The following is a 13,916-nucleotide window of genomic DNA, read 5'->3' on the forward strand; positions in this document are numbered from 1 at the left end:
CCGTGGGGGCTGGGATGTCGTTGCGTACGGGAATCGTGGCCGCCGCCGTCGGCGCCCTGCTGCTGGTCGACGGCGCCGCCGCCGTCGCAGCACCGGACCTGCGCGAGCCGCACGGCGACGAGCCCGTCTCCTGGCAGTCCAAGACGAGCTCGACGCGGACTCTCCGCGCGGCCGACGCCCGCACGACCGCGGCGTCGACGACCGCGAGCAAGCGCGTCCACACCCTCCAGGTGGTCGTCGCCACCCCGAAGGGCATGACGAAGTCCCAGGTGGCCCGCTACCTGCGCACCTCCGACGTCGACCGGCTGGTCGACGGCGTCGCCCGGTACTGGCGCGAGCAGTCCGCCAACCGGATCACGTTCGTGCGCACCGGCAGCGTGAAGCGCATCGCGACCGGCGACGGCGCCTGCCGCACCCAGCAGCAGATCATCAAGCAGGTGAAGCGGGGCGGCGCCCAGTTCTACGGCAAGGACTGGTACTCGTCGTCGACGCGCGGCCCCGGCCGGCGCGCCCACCTCGTCGTGCTGTACCCGTACCGCAGCGGCGACCACCCCGGCGGGGGCCGGTTCGGGTCGACCTGCGGCGGCACGGTGGGGCTCGGGTCCATCCCGTCGACGACGGGTCGCAACTCCCCCGGCGGCTGGTCGTTCGCGCTCGCGGGCGGACCGAACGGTGCGGCGTCGGGCCAGCGGTGGAGCCACGAGCAGTACCGTCGCGGCGTCGCCACCCTGGCGCACGAGCTCGGGCACAACATGGGCCTGGAGCACTCCGGGGTCGGCTGGTGCTCCGGCAAGAAGGACGGCGGCTTCCGCAGCGACCGGTGCGGTGCGGCCGAGGGCCTGGACCCGCTGGACCTCATGGGGGCCGACTTCGCGGCGCGCGGCGTCCCGGACCTGTCGGGAGCGCAGCGACAGCGGCTCGGCGTGCTGCCGACGAGCGAGCGCCGGGACGTCAAGGGCACCCGCAGCCGCACGGTCCACCTCACGGCACGGGACCGGGACACGAAGCGCCCCACGCTCGTGCGGGTGCGCGACCCGCGCAGCGGCGAGACGTACAACATCGAGCTGCGGCGCAAGGACCCGGGCGTCAGCTACCCGTGGGCGAGCATCCCGTACCGGGCGAGCCGCGACTACACGGTGCGGTACGGCGTGACCGTGAGCCGGGTCGCGGGCGGCCGCTCCACGTGGGCCTATCCCGGGGAGCACCTCGTCGTCCCCATGGGCCCGTCGTCCGCCCGGCGCTCGACCATGCGCGAGGGGCAGACGTTCACGACCCGCACGGGCGGCGTGAAGATCACCCTCCAGAACGTCTCGGACGGCAAGAAGAACGCGCGGCTGCGGATCGTGTTCCGCTGACGCCGCGGCCGCGACGACCGTCGCGGCCTCAGGGCCGTGAGCGCGGGCGCAGCCGGACGTCCGGCAGCACGGGGGCGCGCAGCGGGCCCGAGGAGTACCCGTCGACCTGCCCGAACCGCCGGTCGCCGGCCCCCGGGGTGTACGTCGTCGCGCCGTCGGGCTCCTCGCCGACCTGCGCCGCCCAGGCGTCGCGCGCGGCGACGATCTCGTCGTGGTCGCGGGCCACGAAGTTCCACCACATGACGACGTCCTCGGTGAACGGCGCGCCGCCGATCAGCACGGCACGGACAGGCCGCTCCCCCGCCGCGACGGTGAGCGTGCCGCGGCCCGGTGCGACGTAGCCGAGGGTGGCGGGCGGCACGGCGGCGCCCTCGAACGCGACGTCGCCGGCGTCGACGAGGAGGCCGTGCTCGAAGCCCGGGTCGACGTCCAGGACGACCGAGGTGCCCGGGGCGAGGTCCACCTGCGCGCCGACCAGCGGGGTGTAGGTGCGGGCCGGGGAGACGAGGGTCTCGCCGAGCACGGTCAGCTCCCCCATGAACACATGGACCCGCACCCCGTCCGCGGCGGCGACGGGCAGGTCGCCGTGGTGCTCGAAGTGGGGTGCGACGTCGCGGGCGTCGGACGGCAGGACCGTCCACAGCTGCACGCCGTGCAGCACTCCCGGGCGCACGCGACCGGGCTCCGGCGCGGGCGTCTCCTCCGAGTGCGAGATGCCGTGGCCGGCCGTCATGAGGTTGAGCTCGCCCGGCAGCACCGCCTGGAGGGAGCCGACGGAGTCGCGGTGCAGGATCTCCCCGGCGAACAGCCAGCTCACCGTCTGCAGCCCGATGTGGGGGTGCGGCGGTACCTGCATCCCCTCCGACCCGGAGACGTCGTCGGGGCCGTAGTGGTCGCAGAAGCACCAGGCGCCCACGAGCGAGCGGCTGCGCTGCGGGATGGTGCGCCGCACGGACATGGCGCGCGGCCCGCCGAGCGGGACGTCCCGGGCGTCGAGCACCTCGACGTCGGCCACGGGCGCACCGACGGCGCACACCTGCTCGGTGGGCCGGGTCTCGAGGTTGCTCATGGTGCCGAGGTTACGCGTGGCAGCGCTACCGCGTGCGGCCGAGGCCCCCGGGGCGGCCGGGGGCCTCGGCGTGCCACGTTCCCCGCGCGATCGCTGGCGGGGGCCGTGTCGACGTCACGGCTCCGGTGCTCCTGTCGGTACGACCTGGACCTGGTGCGTCGGTGTCCTGGCCGCGCCGTTCTCCACAGGAGACCGGACGTGGTTGGTCTTCCGGCGCCGCCGGACACCCGCGTCGTCACCCGCGGCCCGCACTCGGTGCGGATCGGCCCGTCGTTCTCCGGTCGACCGTGTCTCTTCGGGTGCTCCCCGTCGAGACCGTTAACGACGTTTCTAGACCCGCCTCGGGACGACGGCAAGAGGTGGGGGCGGGAGATTTCTCGGTCACAGGTTCGTCCACAGTCCGAGGCGCGGAATCCCCACACCGTCCACAACGCTGTGGACAAAATCTGTGGACGACGGCGTGTGCGCGCTCCCGCCCGGCGCCGCGCCGGACCTCGCGACACCCGTCCGACGCCGCACCCGGACCGACCAGGTCCGACGCCCGAGGCACCAAGATCCGCAGGAATCCGCGGATCCGTCGGGAAGTGCCCCGGATGTCCCGTTCCCCGGGGCGGTCCTGCACCGCGCCCGACCGACCCCCACGAGACGCATCGGTGCAGGTGCAGGCGGGGTGCGGTCCCGGCCCGGCCGGTCGTCCACAGCGTTGTGGACAACCGCGGGGCGTCAGATCCAGGCGCGGCCCACCGACTGCTGCTCGACCGTGCGTCGTTCCACGTCCGCGGGCGAGATCAGGAACGCGTCGTCGTCGACCATCATGCCGCCCGCCGCCGCGTGCACCAGCAGCGCCAGCCGGGCCACCGTCGCCCGCATGCGCGCCCGGGCGATCGCGTGCAGGCCCGACGGATGCTCCACCTGGAGCTCGTACGGGTCCTGCGGGACCCACGCCATCCGTACGACGTGCGGCCCGTACTCCCGCCAGTCCACCGCCGCGAGCGCCCGCGGCACCCGGTCCACCCGCTCGGTGGTCACGACGACGGCGCCGTCGTAGGGGGTGCGGGCGACGAGCCGCTGACCGGCGGGGGCCGACGGGTCGGCCTCGGCCGTGGCGACCTGGGCGCGCAGCATCGCCAGGAGCTCACCGGTCGCCACGGGGTGCGCGGCGTACAGGGCGAGGTCGATCGCGGCGGTCGGGTCGGGGAGCAGGAGCTGGCGGCCGTCGGCGAGGAGCCCGCCGCCGTGCCGGCGGGCCACCGCGACGCCCCACTGCACCAGCCGCAGCTCCTCGCCCTCGGGCAGCCCGGCGGCGAACGCGCGGGAGATGCCGTCCCGGTCGTCGGGCGTGGCAGGTCGGCCGACCCGCTGGTCGAAGTTCCCGTCGACGCGGCCGAGCGCGTACGAGACGGCGGGGCCGGGCGCGGCGAGCGGGGAGCTCTCCGCGGCGACGGGGAAGGGTCCGGCGAGGCCGTGCTCCGCGCCGACGCCGAGGACGCCGGGGGCGGCCGGGCCGGGGGTGGGGTCGGCCACGATGCCGCGGAAGCGGGCGCCGGTCATCGGCCGCGAGACCACCGTCGCGGCCGGTTCTCGCAGCCAGCGCACGTCCGCGAACCAGGCGTCGGCCAGCGTCCTGACGGTGGAGGGCTCCGGCCCGGCCGGGAGCACGAGCACGTGGTTCGACGCGTGCTCCGCGGGGACGAGTGCCTGCACGTACGACATGGTGCGCAACCTACTCGCGGTCGTGTTGCGGGCGTGTGTCCGGCCGGACTCGGTTCAGGCGCGGACGTCGTGCAGGTGGTGGACGACGTCGTGCAGGAAGTAGCGGCCGAAGGTGCGCACCGTGAACTCCGAGCCGTTGGACCGTCGCCCGTGGCGGTCGAGGTCCTCGGGCCGCACCGTGTCGAAGCGGGCGGCCACCTGCTCGCCGGCCGTGGTGAGGTCGGTGGCGACGGTGGCGGGCTCGAGCTCGGCGTAGCGGCCCTCCAGCGCGGCGGCGTCCTGGTCCCAGTCGTCGAACGCGGCGTCGTCGTGCGTGAGCATGAGCGTGAGGCGGCGGTCGAAGACGGTGAGGACGTCGCGCACGTGGGCGCCGTACTCGAGGGTCGACCAGACGTCCGGCGCGGGCCGATCGCGGACGTCGTCGCGGCCGAGGGCCGCGCGCCAGCGGGGCAGGGTGTCGCGGACGACGTCGCCGACGCGCGTCGGGTCGACGTCGGTCGGGACGAACCCGCAGTCGGGGCAGGGACGGTCCACGACCCAGGTCCAGTCCTTGGTGTCGGGCACGATGGCGTCGGCCTGGCGGGTGGGGGTGTCGTCGCTCACATCCCGGACCATACACACGGTGTCCTGACACGCGCCGCCTATAGTGTCAGCATGCCCAAGATCATCGGGAACAGCCTGCACGAGCACCGCCAGATGACCCGGCACAAGCTGTTCACCGCGTTGTCCACGCTCATGGCCGAGCGGGGTTTCGACACGATCACGCTCGCCGACATCGCCCAGGCGGCAGGTGTGGGACGCACCGCCGTCTACAACCACTTCTCCGACAAGGAGTCGCTGCTGCTCGGGTTCATCACCCACGAGACCGAGCAGTACGCCCTGACGCTGGAGCGCTCGCTCGCGGAGGTCGAGGAGCCGGTGGACCAGCTGCGCACCTACATCCGCCAGCAGGCCCAGCTCACCCGGGTCTTCCACCTCGCCCCGGGGCCCGACCTGCGCACCGTGCTGTCCCGCAGCACGCTCGCCCGCCTGCGCGAGCACGCCGTCGTCGTCGAGTCGATCCTCAAGCGGATCCTCCACGACGGCATCGAGACGGGCGCGTTCCCGCCCCAGGACATCGACCCGACCGTGCAGCTCGTCAACGCGTGCCTGTCCGGCCGCCTCATCCCCGAGGAGCCGCAGGCCCGCGAGCGCGCGATCCGCGCCACCGAGACGTTCGTGCTGCGCGCCGTCGGAGCCCGGCCGACCGTCGCGGCCTGACGCGCCGCTCCCCCGCCAGGAGAGCGGCGCCACCTCCTCCTATCATCGGGAGATGCCAGCGCCCGCCGAGCCCGGCGTCCTGCCCACCGAGCGGCACAGCCTCACGCTGAGCCTCGTGGCCACGTTCGCCGTCGGCGGCCTCGGCCTCACCTGGGGGATCATCAGCGGCTCACGGGTGATGGTCTTCGACGGCATCTACACGCTGGCCGGGATCGTGCTCACCTGGGTGTCCATGCTCGCCGCGCGCGCCGCCGCCTCGGCCCCGTCCACGGAGTTCCCGTTCGGCCGGAACGCCGCGATCCCGCTGGCGGTCACCGTCCAGGGCGCAGCGCTGCTCGGCACCGCCGGCTACGGCGCCGTCGACGCCGTGATCTCGATCTCCGAGGGAGGCTCCGCCACCAGCGCCCTCCAGGTGATGCTCTACGGCCTCGTCTGCGCCGCCGCGAGCCTCGTCGTGATGCTGCTGCTCCGAGGCCCCGCCCGCCGGTCCGACCTCGCCCGGGCCGAGCTGGTCTCCTGGCGGGCAGGAGTCCTGCTCAGCGCCCTCTTCGCCCTCGGCGGCGGCATCGCGGTGCTGATGGCGTCGAACGGGATGACCGCGGTCGCGGGGTACGTCGACCCTGTCCTGGTGATCGTCGCCTCGGCCGTCGTCATCCCGATGTCGCTCGGGCTCGTGCGCGACGGCGTCCGGGAGCTGCTCGAGGCCGCCCCGACGGCGGCGCTGTCGGCGGCGATCGACGAGGCCGTCCGGGCCGGCACGGCGGCCGGGCTGCCGGCCGACCGCACGCTCCCGCCGCCCATCGTCCGCGCGACCAAGCTGGGTCGCCGCGTGTACGTCGAGGTCGACTTCGTCGTCCAGCAGGACAGCTGGACGGTGTCCGAGGAGGACGACGTCCGCCGCAGCATCACGGCGCACCTCGACGGGCTCGGCTACCGCGTGTGGGCCAACGTCGAGATCACGACCGACGCGCACCTCGCCGCGGACTGAACGCCGCTACCTGCTGTCCCGACGGCCCTGGGGCCCAGGCTCCGGACCTACTCGCCGAGGCCGCCGTCGACGAGCTCGCGGGCGACGTCGAGGTGCCCGGCGTGCCGGGCGTACTCCTGCAGCACGTGGAAGCAGATCCACGTCAGGGTCGGGGGGTCCGACGCGAACCGCCCGCCGACGGCGGCCCGCTCGTCCAGCGGGTGGCCGGTCAGGACGGCCCGGGTCCGGGCCCCCTCCTCGTGCAGCGCGGCCACGAGGGCGTCCTTCGTCGTGCCCGGTGCGACATGCCACGGCGCGTGCGGGTCGCCGTCGACGTGGTCGCCCCAGGGGTCCTCGACGGCCTCGCCCAGGAAGCCCCAACGGAACCAGCGCCGCTCCATGTGCACCAGGTGCGTGAGCAGCTCCAGGGGTGTCCACCCCGAGGGCAGCACGCTCGCCGCGAGCTGTTCGTCGGAGAGGTCCTCGAGCTTCCGTGCCACCGCAGAACGGTAGTAGTCGAGGTAGGCGACGAACTGCGCGGCGACGTCGGAGGAGTCCAGTCGAGGCTCGACGGCGGAGAGAGGCATCCGGTCATTATGACGCGGGCCCGGACCGACCCCGCGTCACCAGGCGTCGGCGGGGCGGTGGTGGTGCTCGGGCGGCGGCGGCGAGTACGGCACCGGCACGGGCGAGGTGTACGCCCGCGCGAACTCCAGGCTCGCCTCGAGGTCGGTGTGCCGCTCGTGGGCGTCGCGCGCCTTGCGGGTCGAGATCTCCAGCACGACGTCACCGGTGAAGCCGCGGCGCGCGAGCTCGGTGAGGACCTTGTCGCAGTGCATGTCGCCGCGGCCGGGGACGAGGTGCTCGTCGCGGGCGTTGAAGGTGCCGTCGGCGAGGTGCACGTGCCGCAGGCGGTCCCCGAACTCGTCGAGCAGCTCCATGCCGTCCTGCTGGGCGATGGCCGCGTGGGACAGGTCGAGGGTCACCGAGTCGTAGCCGTGCTCGGACGGGTCCCAGCCGGGCAGGTACGCCTTGAGCTCGCGGTCGAGGCGGGAGTGGGGGCGCCACGGGTACATGTTCTCCACCGCGACGACGACGTCGCCGGACGCGTTGAGCTCCTGGACCTGCTCCTCGAACCCGCGGGCGTAGCGGTACTGCCAGCGGAACGGCGGGTGCACGACGACGGTGCGCGCCCCGAGCTCGGCGGCCATGTCGACGGTGCGGGCGAGCTTCTCGGCCGGGGACCGGCCCCACACGCGCTGGCTGACGAGCAGCGTCGGCGCGTGGATCGAGCGGATCGGCATGCCGGTGTCGGCGGACAGCCGCTGCAGCGCCCGAGGGTCCTGCGTGACGGGGTCGGACCACACCATGACCTCGACGCCGTCGTACCCGATCTGTGCCGCGACCTCGAACGCGAACGGTGCACGGCGCGGGTAGACCGACGCGGTGGACAGGGTCACGGGGATCGTCGGGGCAGTCATGTCACCACCTTAGGTCCGGGTCCTGAACGTCGCCTGAACACGATCCGCCCGCCCGCCGAACCCCGTTCGAACCGGACACCACGGGCGGCAGCGGGGTCGTGGCCGGCGCGAGGGCGAGGACGAGGAGCGACAGCGCGAGGACGCCGAGCCCCACCCAGCCCCACCAGGCGAGCCGTTCTGCCACGACGACGACGGCGAGCACGGCCGCGACGGCCGGCTCCAGGAGGGTGACGGTGGTGGCGGTGCTGGCGGGCACCCGGGCGAGCCCGACGCCGAACAGGAGGTACCCGGCGAACATCGGGACGAGCGCCATGTACGCGGCGACGGTGAACGCCTCGGGGGTCGCCACGAGCGGCGCGCCCGTGAGCGCCAGGACAGGCAGGAGGAGGAGCCCGCCACCGCCGAACACGGCGCCCATCGCGGCCGGGCGGGCGACGCCGCGCTGCATGAGCCCGTGCACGGCCCACGAGTAGACGGCGTACGTGACGCCCGCGACGAGTCCCAGCAGCACCCCGGCGGCCGTGCCGCCCGCCGTGCCCTGCTCCTCGACCCGGCCCGTGGCGAGCGCCGCGCTGCCGACGACGCCGAGCACCGCGGCCAGCATCCACCACCGGCTGAGCCGCCGTCCGTCGACCCAGCGTTCCAGCAGCCCCGAGAAGAGCGGCGCGGAGGCCAGCGAGACGACCGTCCCGACGGCGACGCCCGCGAGGTGCATGGAGGAGTAGAACGCCAGCGGGTACACCGCGACGCAGACCGCGCCGACGACGACCGTGCGCCGGTGCTCGGCCAGCGCGGGGCGGGCGACCCGCAGCGCGGGCACCGCGACGGCCGCCTGGAGCAGCCCGCCGATCCCCAGCGCGGCCGCGCCGATCGCGAGCGGCCCGGCGTCGGGCGCGAACGTCGCCGCCGTGCCGGTGGTGCCCCAGAGCACCGAGGCGATGGCGATCGCCGCGATCCCGGCGCCCTGCGCACGGTTCACCGCGCGGCCAGGAGGTCGCGGGCGAGGTCGCGGGCGCGGACGAGCCGGGCCGGGCCGCCCTCCAGGCCCGCCCGGCTCGTGGCGCCCTCCAGGAGGAACGCCAGGTGCTCGGCGAGGGCGACGGCCGCGGGCGCCGCGCCCCCGTCCGGGGTCCCCACCGGGTCGCCGCCCGCCCGGGCCGGGTGCGCGAGGTGGGCCTGGAGGTGCTCCGCGAGCAGCGCCTCGACCTCCTCCTTGTGCCGCCGCACGACGTCCCGGCCGGGCGCACCCACGGGGAGCTCGGCGGCTGCGTTGAGCAGCCCGCAGCCACGGAACCCGTGCTCGTACGCGGCGTTCGCGTGGTCGAGGTAGGCGTCGAAGACGGCGAGCACGCGCTCGGACGGGACCTGCGCCCGCGCGACCCGCGCCTCGTAGAGCGCCAGCCACTCGGCGTGCCTCGCCTCCAGGTAGGCGAGCACCAGGTCGTCCTTGGAGCCGAAGTTGTTGTAGAGGCTCATCTTCGCCACGCCGGCCTCCGCGACGATCGCGTCGACGCCGGTGGCGGTGGTGCCGCGCGCGTAGAACAGGCGCGCGGCGGCGGCGAGCAGGCGGTCACGGGCGGGTGCGCCGGATGTCGGAGCGGCCATCGCTCCCCCTCTCGATGAGTAGACAGACCAGTCTACCCAGGAGCGGAGCCGGATAGGCTCGCCCCATGGTGCGTGCGGTGGTGTTCGACGTCGGCGAGACCCTCATCGACGAGACCCGGATCTTCAGCCGGTGGGCGGACCGCCTCGGCGTCCCCCGCGGCACCTTCCTCGGGCTGATCGGGGCGTGCGCCGCCACCGACCGGCCGCTCGCCGACGCGTTCCGGCTCACCCGCCCCGACGTCGACCTCGACGCCGAGATCTCCCGCTGGGCCACCGACGACCCCACCGGCCTGCGCGAGAACTTCGACGCCGACGACCTCTACCCCGACGTCCGCCCGGCGCTCGCCGCCCTGCGGGACGCCGGCCTCGGGGTCGTCGTCGCCGGGAACCAGCCGCCCCAGGCGCGCGCCGCGCTGGAGGCGATGGACCTGCCCGTCGACGCGATCCGCACCTCCGACGAGTGGGGCGTCGAGAAGCCCGCCCCCGAGTTCTTCGCCCGCGTCGCCGACCTCGCCGGGCTCCCCGCGGACGAGATCGCGTACGTCGGCGACCGGCTCGACAACGACGTCCTGCCCGCCGCCGCGGCCGGGATGCGGCCCGTGCTGATCCGGCGCGGCCCCTGGGGGTACCTGCACGCCGCCCGCCCCGACGCCGCCCGCGTCGAGGTGGTCGACTCCCTCACCGAGCTGCCCGCCCTGCTCTCCCGCTGAGCGGCCACCCCTCCGGGCCCCGGGTTCGGTGCGTACGTCGCGGCGACGGCGATCCCCACGAAGTCTTCCCTCTTGCGCACGGACGGCGAGATTGCCTAGATTGGCACCACCCACCCGCGCTACCTCGGTAGCCGGGCCCAGAGCCAGATCCCTTCGGGGATCTGGCTCTTTGTCTATGCCCAGGGGCCCGGCCGGGTGATCGCGCGGCCCGCATCGTGCACGACGTCGGGGAACTGGGCCCGGACCAGAGCGTTGCGTCGCACCTGACGTCGTTCGTCACCGATGAGCGACGGGTGCCTGCTGTTTCTCGGGTCCGCGACGACCACCCGCTTGCCGAGCTGATCGCGGACGACGTCCACCGCCGGCTGGATGTCCGAGTCGTTGCTCACGATCAGCGCGGTGTCGAAGCGGTCCTGAAACCCGTCCGCGACGAGCTGCACGGCGAGGTTGACGTCCGAACCCTTCTCCTCGGTCTTCACGACCTGGACCGTGCTGGCACGACAGCATGAGCACGACGGCTGGTGGGCGTTGCAGCAGGAGCACGTCACGGAAGGAACCCGGAACATCCTGGGCTTGGACACCTTGAACGTTCCCTCGAGGATGTCCACCGTCGGCAGCGTGGCCAGTGCTCGCAGATAGGCATCCTGCCGGACGTGCGCTCGAGGGTCGTCCGACCGCGCGGTGATACGGGCAGTGCAGTACGCGATGCGTACCACTGTGAGGCCCGGCAACATCAACGAGCTCCAGGCCGCGAGGTCGAGCCACTTCTCCGACGTGCCCTTGAGCGCGCCGTAGTACAGGTTGAAACCGTCGATGTAGACGCACGCCCGACCGCTCGAAGCCATGCGGGAGACCCTACTGACCAGGCATGACAGGCACCCCCTCGATCCACAGATGCCCTCCGACGTCCTGCTCGAAAGGGCGGTCACGCCCAGTCGAGCCGCCCCAGGGCGTCCAGCGCCAGGAGCACGCCGACGATCCCCAGCACCCAGCCGGTCATCTCCGCGGCGTTGCGGGTCAGCCACGCCTCGACACGTCGCAGGAACGGGTCGACGGCACGCGCCGCGACCAGGCGCCCGCCGAGCAGCAGCAGCGCCGGGGCGACCATCACCAGGCAGTACGCGGCGAGCACCCCCACCGAGGCGGGCGTGGCGAGGTCGGACGACGCGAGGAGCCCGAGCGCCGCGAGGTACGGCAGCATCGACGCCACCTCGACGGCCACCGCCCCGAGCGCCAACCCCATCAGCGGGCCGACCCCACCGCCGCTCGCGTCCACCCCCATCGCCCGGTGCCGCCACCGCACGAGCCGGCCCGGCCCGGCGCCCGCCGCCTCCCGGCGACGCGCCCGCCTGCCGTCGAACCGGAAGCTGAGCGCGAACAGGCCGACGCCCAGCAGGAGCTGGACGACCAGCACCGGTCGCGCGTCCAGCAGGTCGCCGTACCGGTCCAGCAGGGCCGTGCCGCCGAGCAGCACCAGCACCCCCACCGCCAGGTACGCGGCCGCGACCGTCCCCAGGTAGACGAGCACCCGACCCGCCCGCACCCGACCCGGGGTCAGCAGCAGCCACACCGGCACCAGCAGCGTGCCGAAGCTCGTCGAGTCCACCAGCGCGAGCACCACGAGCACGCCCGCGAGCGCCGCCGGGCCGGCGCCGTCCACACCACCGAGATCCACCGGGAGGTCCATGGCGCCCACCCTGCCGTCCCGCACCGGGTGCCGCGTCCCCCGGTCGGGCGAACCGCGACCACCCGCCTACATCCTTCGGACGACCCGCCGCGCTGTCCCCTGTGCTGGGATGGCACGGTGAGCAGCCACTCCGCGGACACCCCTGGGCGGTGGCGTCGGTGGTCCGCCGACGGTCCGCGGCGGGACGTCGTCGACGCCGCCGCGATCTTCGCGCTCGGCACGCTGCTGCTCGCCGTCGACCTCGTCGGGGTGACGCCCGACGCGGCCCGGATCCTCGACCTGCCACCGGGCGTGCATCTCGCCCTGCTCGCGGCCGGCTGCGTCGTCGTCGCCCTCAAGCGGCGCGGCCCCCTCGTCGCGCTCGCGACCGGCGCCGCCGTCGTCGCGGTCGACCTCGCGGGCGGCGGCAGCCTCGCCCTGCTGCTCGTGCTGTGGGACCTGCTGTTCTCCGCGACCCTGTGGGTGTCGCAGCGCGCCCGGACGATCCTGTGGACGGTCGCGGGGACCATCAGCGTCGTCGGGGCCGTCCTCGCCGCCGAGGCGACGCGCGACCTGCGCGTCCTCGTCTACGCCGTCATCCAGCTCTCCGCGCTGCTGCTCGTCCCGATGTGGTGGGCCGACAACGTCCGGCAGAAGACGGCGCTGGCCGACGCCGAGCGGGAGCGCGCCGACGCCGCCGCCCGCACCGCCGATCTCGAACGCCGCCGCGCCGCCGATCTCGCGCGGCTGGCCGCCGCGGAACGGCACGAGGCCGTGCAGGCCGAACGGGCCGCCATGGCCCGCGACCTGCACGACGTCGTCGCCGGGCACCTGTCCAGCATCGCCATCCACTCCGGCGGGGCGCTCGCCGCACGCCCCGACCCGACCCGCGACCGGGCCGCGCTGGAGCAGGTGCGGGCCAGCGCCGTGGAGTCGCTCACGGAGATGCGGTCGATGATCGAGCTGCTGCGCGCCGACGCCCCCGCCGAGCCCGTGACGGCACCGGGTCGCCTGGCCGGGCTGCACCGGCTCGTGGAGCAGGCTCGGGCGGGCGGGACCGACGTGACGCTCGACGTCGCCGCCGGCGCCCTGCACCCGCCGTCGTCGGCGGTCGTGGAGCAGGCCGTGCACCGGATCGCGCAGGAGGCGCTCACCAACGCCGCGAAGCACGCCCCCGGGCGGCCCGTCACCGTGCGGCTCGACGCCCCCGACGGCCGGCTCGAGCTCCGGGTGGCCAACCCCGTCGCCCCCGGGCCGGTCCCGCCCGCCGACCCGGCCCTGCACGCCGGCACGGGTCTGGTCACGATGGCCGAGCGCGCCCAGGCGCTCGGCGGGACGTTCCACGCCGGGCCCGACGACGGCACCTGGCACGTGCACGCCGTGCTCCCCCGCGCGAGCGCGAGCGCACCGGCCGCGACCGTCGGGGGCCCCGCGTGACCGCGCCGCGCGTGCTCCTCGCCGACGACCACGCGGCGATCCGCGCCGGCCTGCGGATGCTGCTGGCCGACGCCGGCATCGTCGTCGTCGGGGAGGCCGCCGACGGCGACGCCGCGGTGACGAACGCCCGGGCGCTGCGGCCCGACGTCGTCCTCATGGACCTGCGCATGCCCGGCACCGACGGGATCGCCGCGACCCGGACGATCACCGCGGAGGGGCTGGCGGACGTGCTGGTGCTCACGACGTTCGACCTCGACGAGTACGTCGACGGGGCGCTCGCCGCGGGGGCAGCCGGGTTTCTGCTCAAGAGCGCCGAGCCCGCGGCCCTGGTCGACGCGGTGCGGCGGGTCGCCGCGGGCGACGGCGTGCTCGCCCCCGAGGTGACGCGGCGCGTGCTCGCCCGGCTCGTCGCCCGGCCGCCCGCCGTCGTCGTCCCCGCGGCGGCGGCCGTCGACCGGGTCGCGGCGCTCACCGACCGGGAGCGCGACGTCCTCGCGGCGCTCGGCCGCGGTCTGTCGAACCAGGGGGTCGCCGCCGACCTGACCATCAGCGAGGCGACCGCGAAGACGCACGTGTCCCGCGTGCTCGCCAAGCTCGGGGTGACCTCGCGCGTGCAGGCGGCGATCGTCGCGCGCGACGCCGGGCTCGTCTGA

General features: G+C 74.7%; 15 protein-coding genes. 6 read left to right on the top strand and 9 right to left on the bottom strand.

Going from position 1 to position 13,916, the window contains the following annotated elements; all coding sequences use genetic code 11:
- Positions 1 to 14: 14 nt before the first annotated feature.
- A complete protein-coding gene (locus I598_RS10470) occupies positions 15 to 1,355 on the top strand; it encodes a hypothetical protein (RefSeq protein WP_157557208.1) in 1,341 nt (446 codons plus the stop codon).
- Positions 1,356 to 1,383: 28 nt separating this feature from the next.
- Here I598_RS10470 and I598_RS10475 read toward each other — a convergent pair whose 3' ends face one another.
- From I598_RS10475 to I598_RS10485, 3 genes are all read right to left on the bottom strand, one after another.
- Positions 1,384 to 2,424, bottom strand: a complete 1,041-nt coding sequence (locus I598_RS10475; protein ID WP_068202906.1) for a pirin family protein — start codon at positions 2,422 to 2,424, stop codon at positions 1,384 to 1,386.
- A 723-nt stretch (positions 2,425 to 3,147) separates the two neighbouring features.
- Positions 3,148 to 4,137, bottom strand: coding sequence for a hypothetical protein (locus I598_RS10480; RefSeq protein WP_068202907.1), 990 nt, complete (start codon positions 4,135 to 4,137; stop codon positions 3,148 to 3,150).
- A 54-nt stretch (positions 4,138 to 4,191) separates the two neighbouring features.
- Positions 4,192 to 4,740, bottom strand: a complete 549-nt coding sequence (locus tag I598_RS10485; protein ID WP_232314131.1) for a DinB family protein — start codon at positions 4,738 to 4,740, stop codon at positions 4,192 to 4,194.
- A gap of 51 nt (positions 4,741 to 4,791) precedes the next feature.
- Here I598_RS10485 and I598_RS10490 point away from each other — a divergent pair, with 51 nt between their 5' ends.
- Positions 4,792 to 5,397 (top strand): TetR/AcrR family transcriptional regulator, encoded by a 606-nt coding sequence (locus I598_RS10490; protein ID WP_068202909.1) that lies wholly within the window; start codon positions 4,792 to 4,794, stop codon positions 5,395 to 5,397.
- Between the two features lie 52 nt (positions 5,398 to 5,449).
- A complete protein-coding gene (locus I598_RS10495; protein ID WP_083973177.1) occupies positions 5,450 to 6,385 on the top strand; it encodes a cation efflux transmembrane domain-containing protein in 936 nt (311 codons plus the stop codon).
- A 47-nt stretch (positions 6,386 to 6,432) separates the two neighbouring features.
- Here the strand turns inward: I598_RS10495 and I598_RS10500 are convergent, their stop codons facing one another.
- From I598_RS10500 to I598_RS10515, 4 genes are read right to left on the bottom strand one after another with little or no spacing between them, the layout of a single operon-like run.
- Complete coding sequence (locus I598_RS10500; RefSeq protein WP_068202910.1) at positions 6,433 to 6,951, bottom strand: DinB family protein; 519 nt, start codon at positions 6,949 to 6,951, stop codon at positions 6,433 to 6,435.
- Positions 6,952 to 6,987: 36 nt separating this feature from the next.
- Entirely contained in the window at positions 6,988 to 7,845 is an 858-nt protein-coding gene (locus tag I598_RS10505) for a sugar phosphate isomerase/epimerase family protein (RefSeq protein ID WP_068202911.1), read from the bottom strand.
- Between the two features lies 1 nt (position 7,846).
- Positions 7,847 to 8,824 (bottom strand): DMT family transporter, encoded by a 978-nt coding sequence (locus I598_RS10510; RefSeq protein WP_068202912.1) that lies wholly within the window; start codon positions 8,822 to 8,824, stop codon positions 7,847 to 7,849.
- Positions 8,821 to 9,450, bottom strand: a complete 630-nt coding sequence (locus I598_RS10515; protein ID WP_068202913.1) for a TetR/AcrR family transcriptional regulator — start codon at positions 9,448 to 9,450, stop codon at positions 8,821 to 8,823. Before I598_RS10515 ends, I598_RS10510 begins: the two co-directional genes overlap by 4 nt.
- Positions 9,451 to 9,515: 65 nt before the next feature.
- On the opposite strand from I598_RS10515, the gene I598_RS10520 reads away from it, so the two are divergent.
- Entirely contained in the window at positions 9,516 to 10,160 is a 645-nt protein-coding gene (locus I598_RS10520; RefSeq protein ID WP_198155680.1) for an HAD family hydrolase, read from the top strand.
- A gap of 173 nt (positions 10,161 to 10,333) precedes the next feature.
- On the opposite strand, the gene I598_RS10525 is transcribed toward I598_RS10520, so the two are convergent.
- Both I598_RS10525 and I598_RS10530 read right to left on the bottom strand, forming a co-directional pair.
- Positions 10,334 to 11,005 carry an NYN domain-containing protein gene (locus I598_RS10525; RefSeq protein WP_157557209.1) on the bottom strand — a complete coding sequence of 224 codons (672 nt, stop codon included), beginning with the start codon at positions 11,003 to 11,005 and terminating at the stop codon, positions 10,334 to 10,336.
- Positions 11,006 to 11,085: 80 nt separating this feature from the next.
- On the bottom strand, positions 11,086 to 11,847 hold the full coding sequence (locus I598_RS10530; RefSeq protein WP_068205209.1) for a GAP family protein: 762 nt from the start codon (positions 11,845 to 11,847) through the stop codon (positions 11,086 to 11,088).
- 117 nt (positions 11,848 to 11,964) lie between these two features.
- Here I598_RS10530 and I598_RS10535 point away from each other — a divergent pair, with 117 nt between their 5' ends.
- Both I598_RS10535 and I598_RS10540 read left to right on the top strand, forming a co-directional pair.
- Positions 11,965 to 13,263 (top strand): sensor histidine kinase, encoded by a 1,299-nt coding sequence (locus tag I598_RS10535; protein WP_068202915.1) that lies wholly within the window; start codon positions 11,965 to 11,967, stop codon positions 13,261 to 13,263.
- The gene (locus I598_RS10540; protein ID WP_083973178.1) at positions 13,260 to 13,916 is read left to right on the top strand and encodes a response regulator; all 657 of its coding nucleotides are present in this window, start codon (positions 13,260 to 13,262) and stop codon (positions 13,914 to 13,916) included. Before I598_RS10535 ends, I598_RS10540 begins: the two co-directional genes overlap by 4 nt.

Origin of the sequence: Isoptericola dokdonensis DS-3, assembly GCF_001636295.1 — a bacterium.
Lineage (GTDB): Bacteria > Actinomycetota > Actinomycetes > Actinomycetales > Cellulomonadaceae > Isoptericola > Isoptericola dokdonensis.

Coding starts and splice junctions, on each gene's coding strand:
- I598_RS10480 (WP_068202907.1), bottom strand. CDS start 4,137: ATGTCGTACGTGCAGGCACTCGTCCCCGCGGAGCACGCGTCGAACCAC.
- I598_RS10475 (WP_068202906.1), bottom strand. CDS start 2,424: ATGAGCAACCTCGAGACCCGGCCCACCGAGCAGGTGTGCGCCGTCGGT.
- I598_RS10495 (WP_083973177.1), top strand. CDS start 5,450: ATGCCAGCGCCCGCCGAGCCCGGCGTCCTGCCCACCGAGCGGCACAGC.
- I598_RS10515 (WP_068202913.1), bottom strand. CDS start 9,450: ATGGCCGCTCCGACATCCGGCGCACCCGCCCGTGACCGCCTGCTCGCC.
- I598_RS10470 (WP_157557208.1), top strand. CDS start 15: ATGTCGTTGCGTACGGGAATCGTGGCCGCCGCCGTCGGCGCCCTGCTG.
- I598_RS10505 (WP_068202911.1), bottom strand. CDS start 7,845: ATGACTGCCCCGACGATCCCCGTGACCCTGTCCACCGCGTCGGTCTAC.
- I598_RS10525 (WP_157557209.1), bottom strand. CDS start 11,005: ATGGCTTCGAGCGGTCGGGCGTGCGTCTACATCGACGGTTTCAACCTG.
- I598_RS10520 (WP_198155680.1), top strand. CDS start 9,516: ATGGTGCGTGCGGTGGTGTTCGACGTCGGCGAGACCCTCATCGACGAG.
- I598_RS10500 (WP_068202910.1), bottom strand. CDS start 6,951: ATGCCTCTCTCCGCCGTCGAGCCTCGACTGGACTCCTCCGACGTCGCC.
- I598_RS10530 (WP_068205209.1), bottom strand. CDS start 11,847: ATGGACCTCCCGGTGGATCTCGGTGGTGTGGACGGCGCCGGCCCGGCG.
- I598_RS10490 (WP_068202909.1), top strand. CDS start 4,792: ATGCCCAAGATCATCGGGAACAGCCTGCACGAGCACCGCCAGATGACC.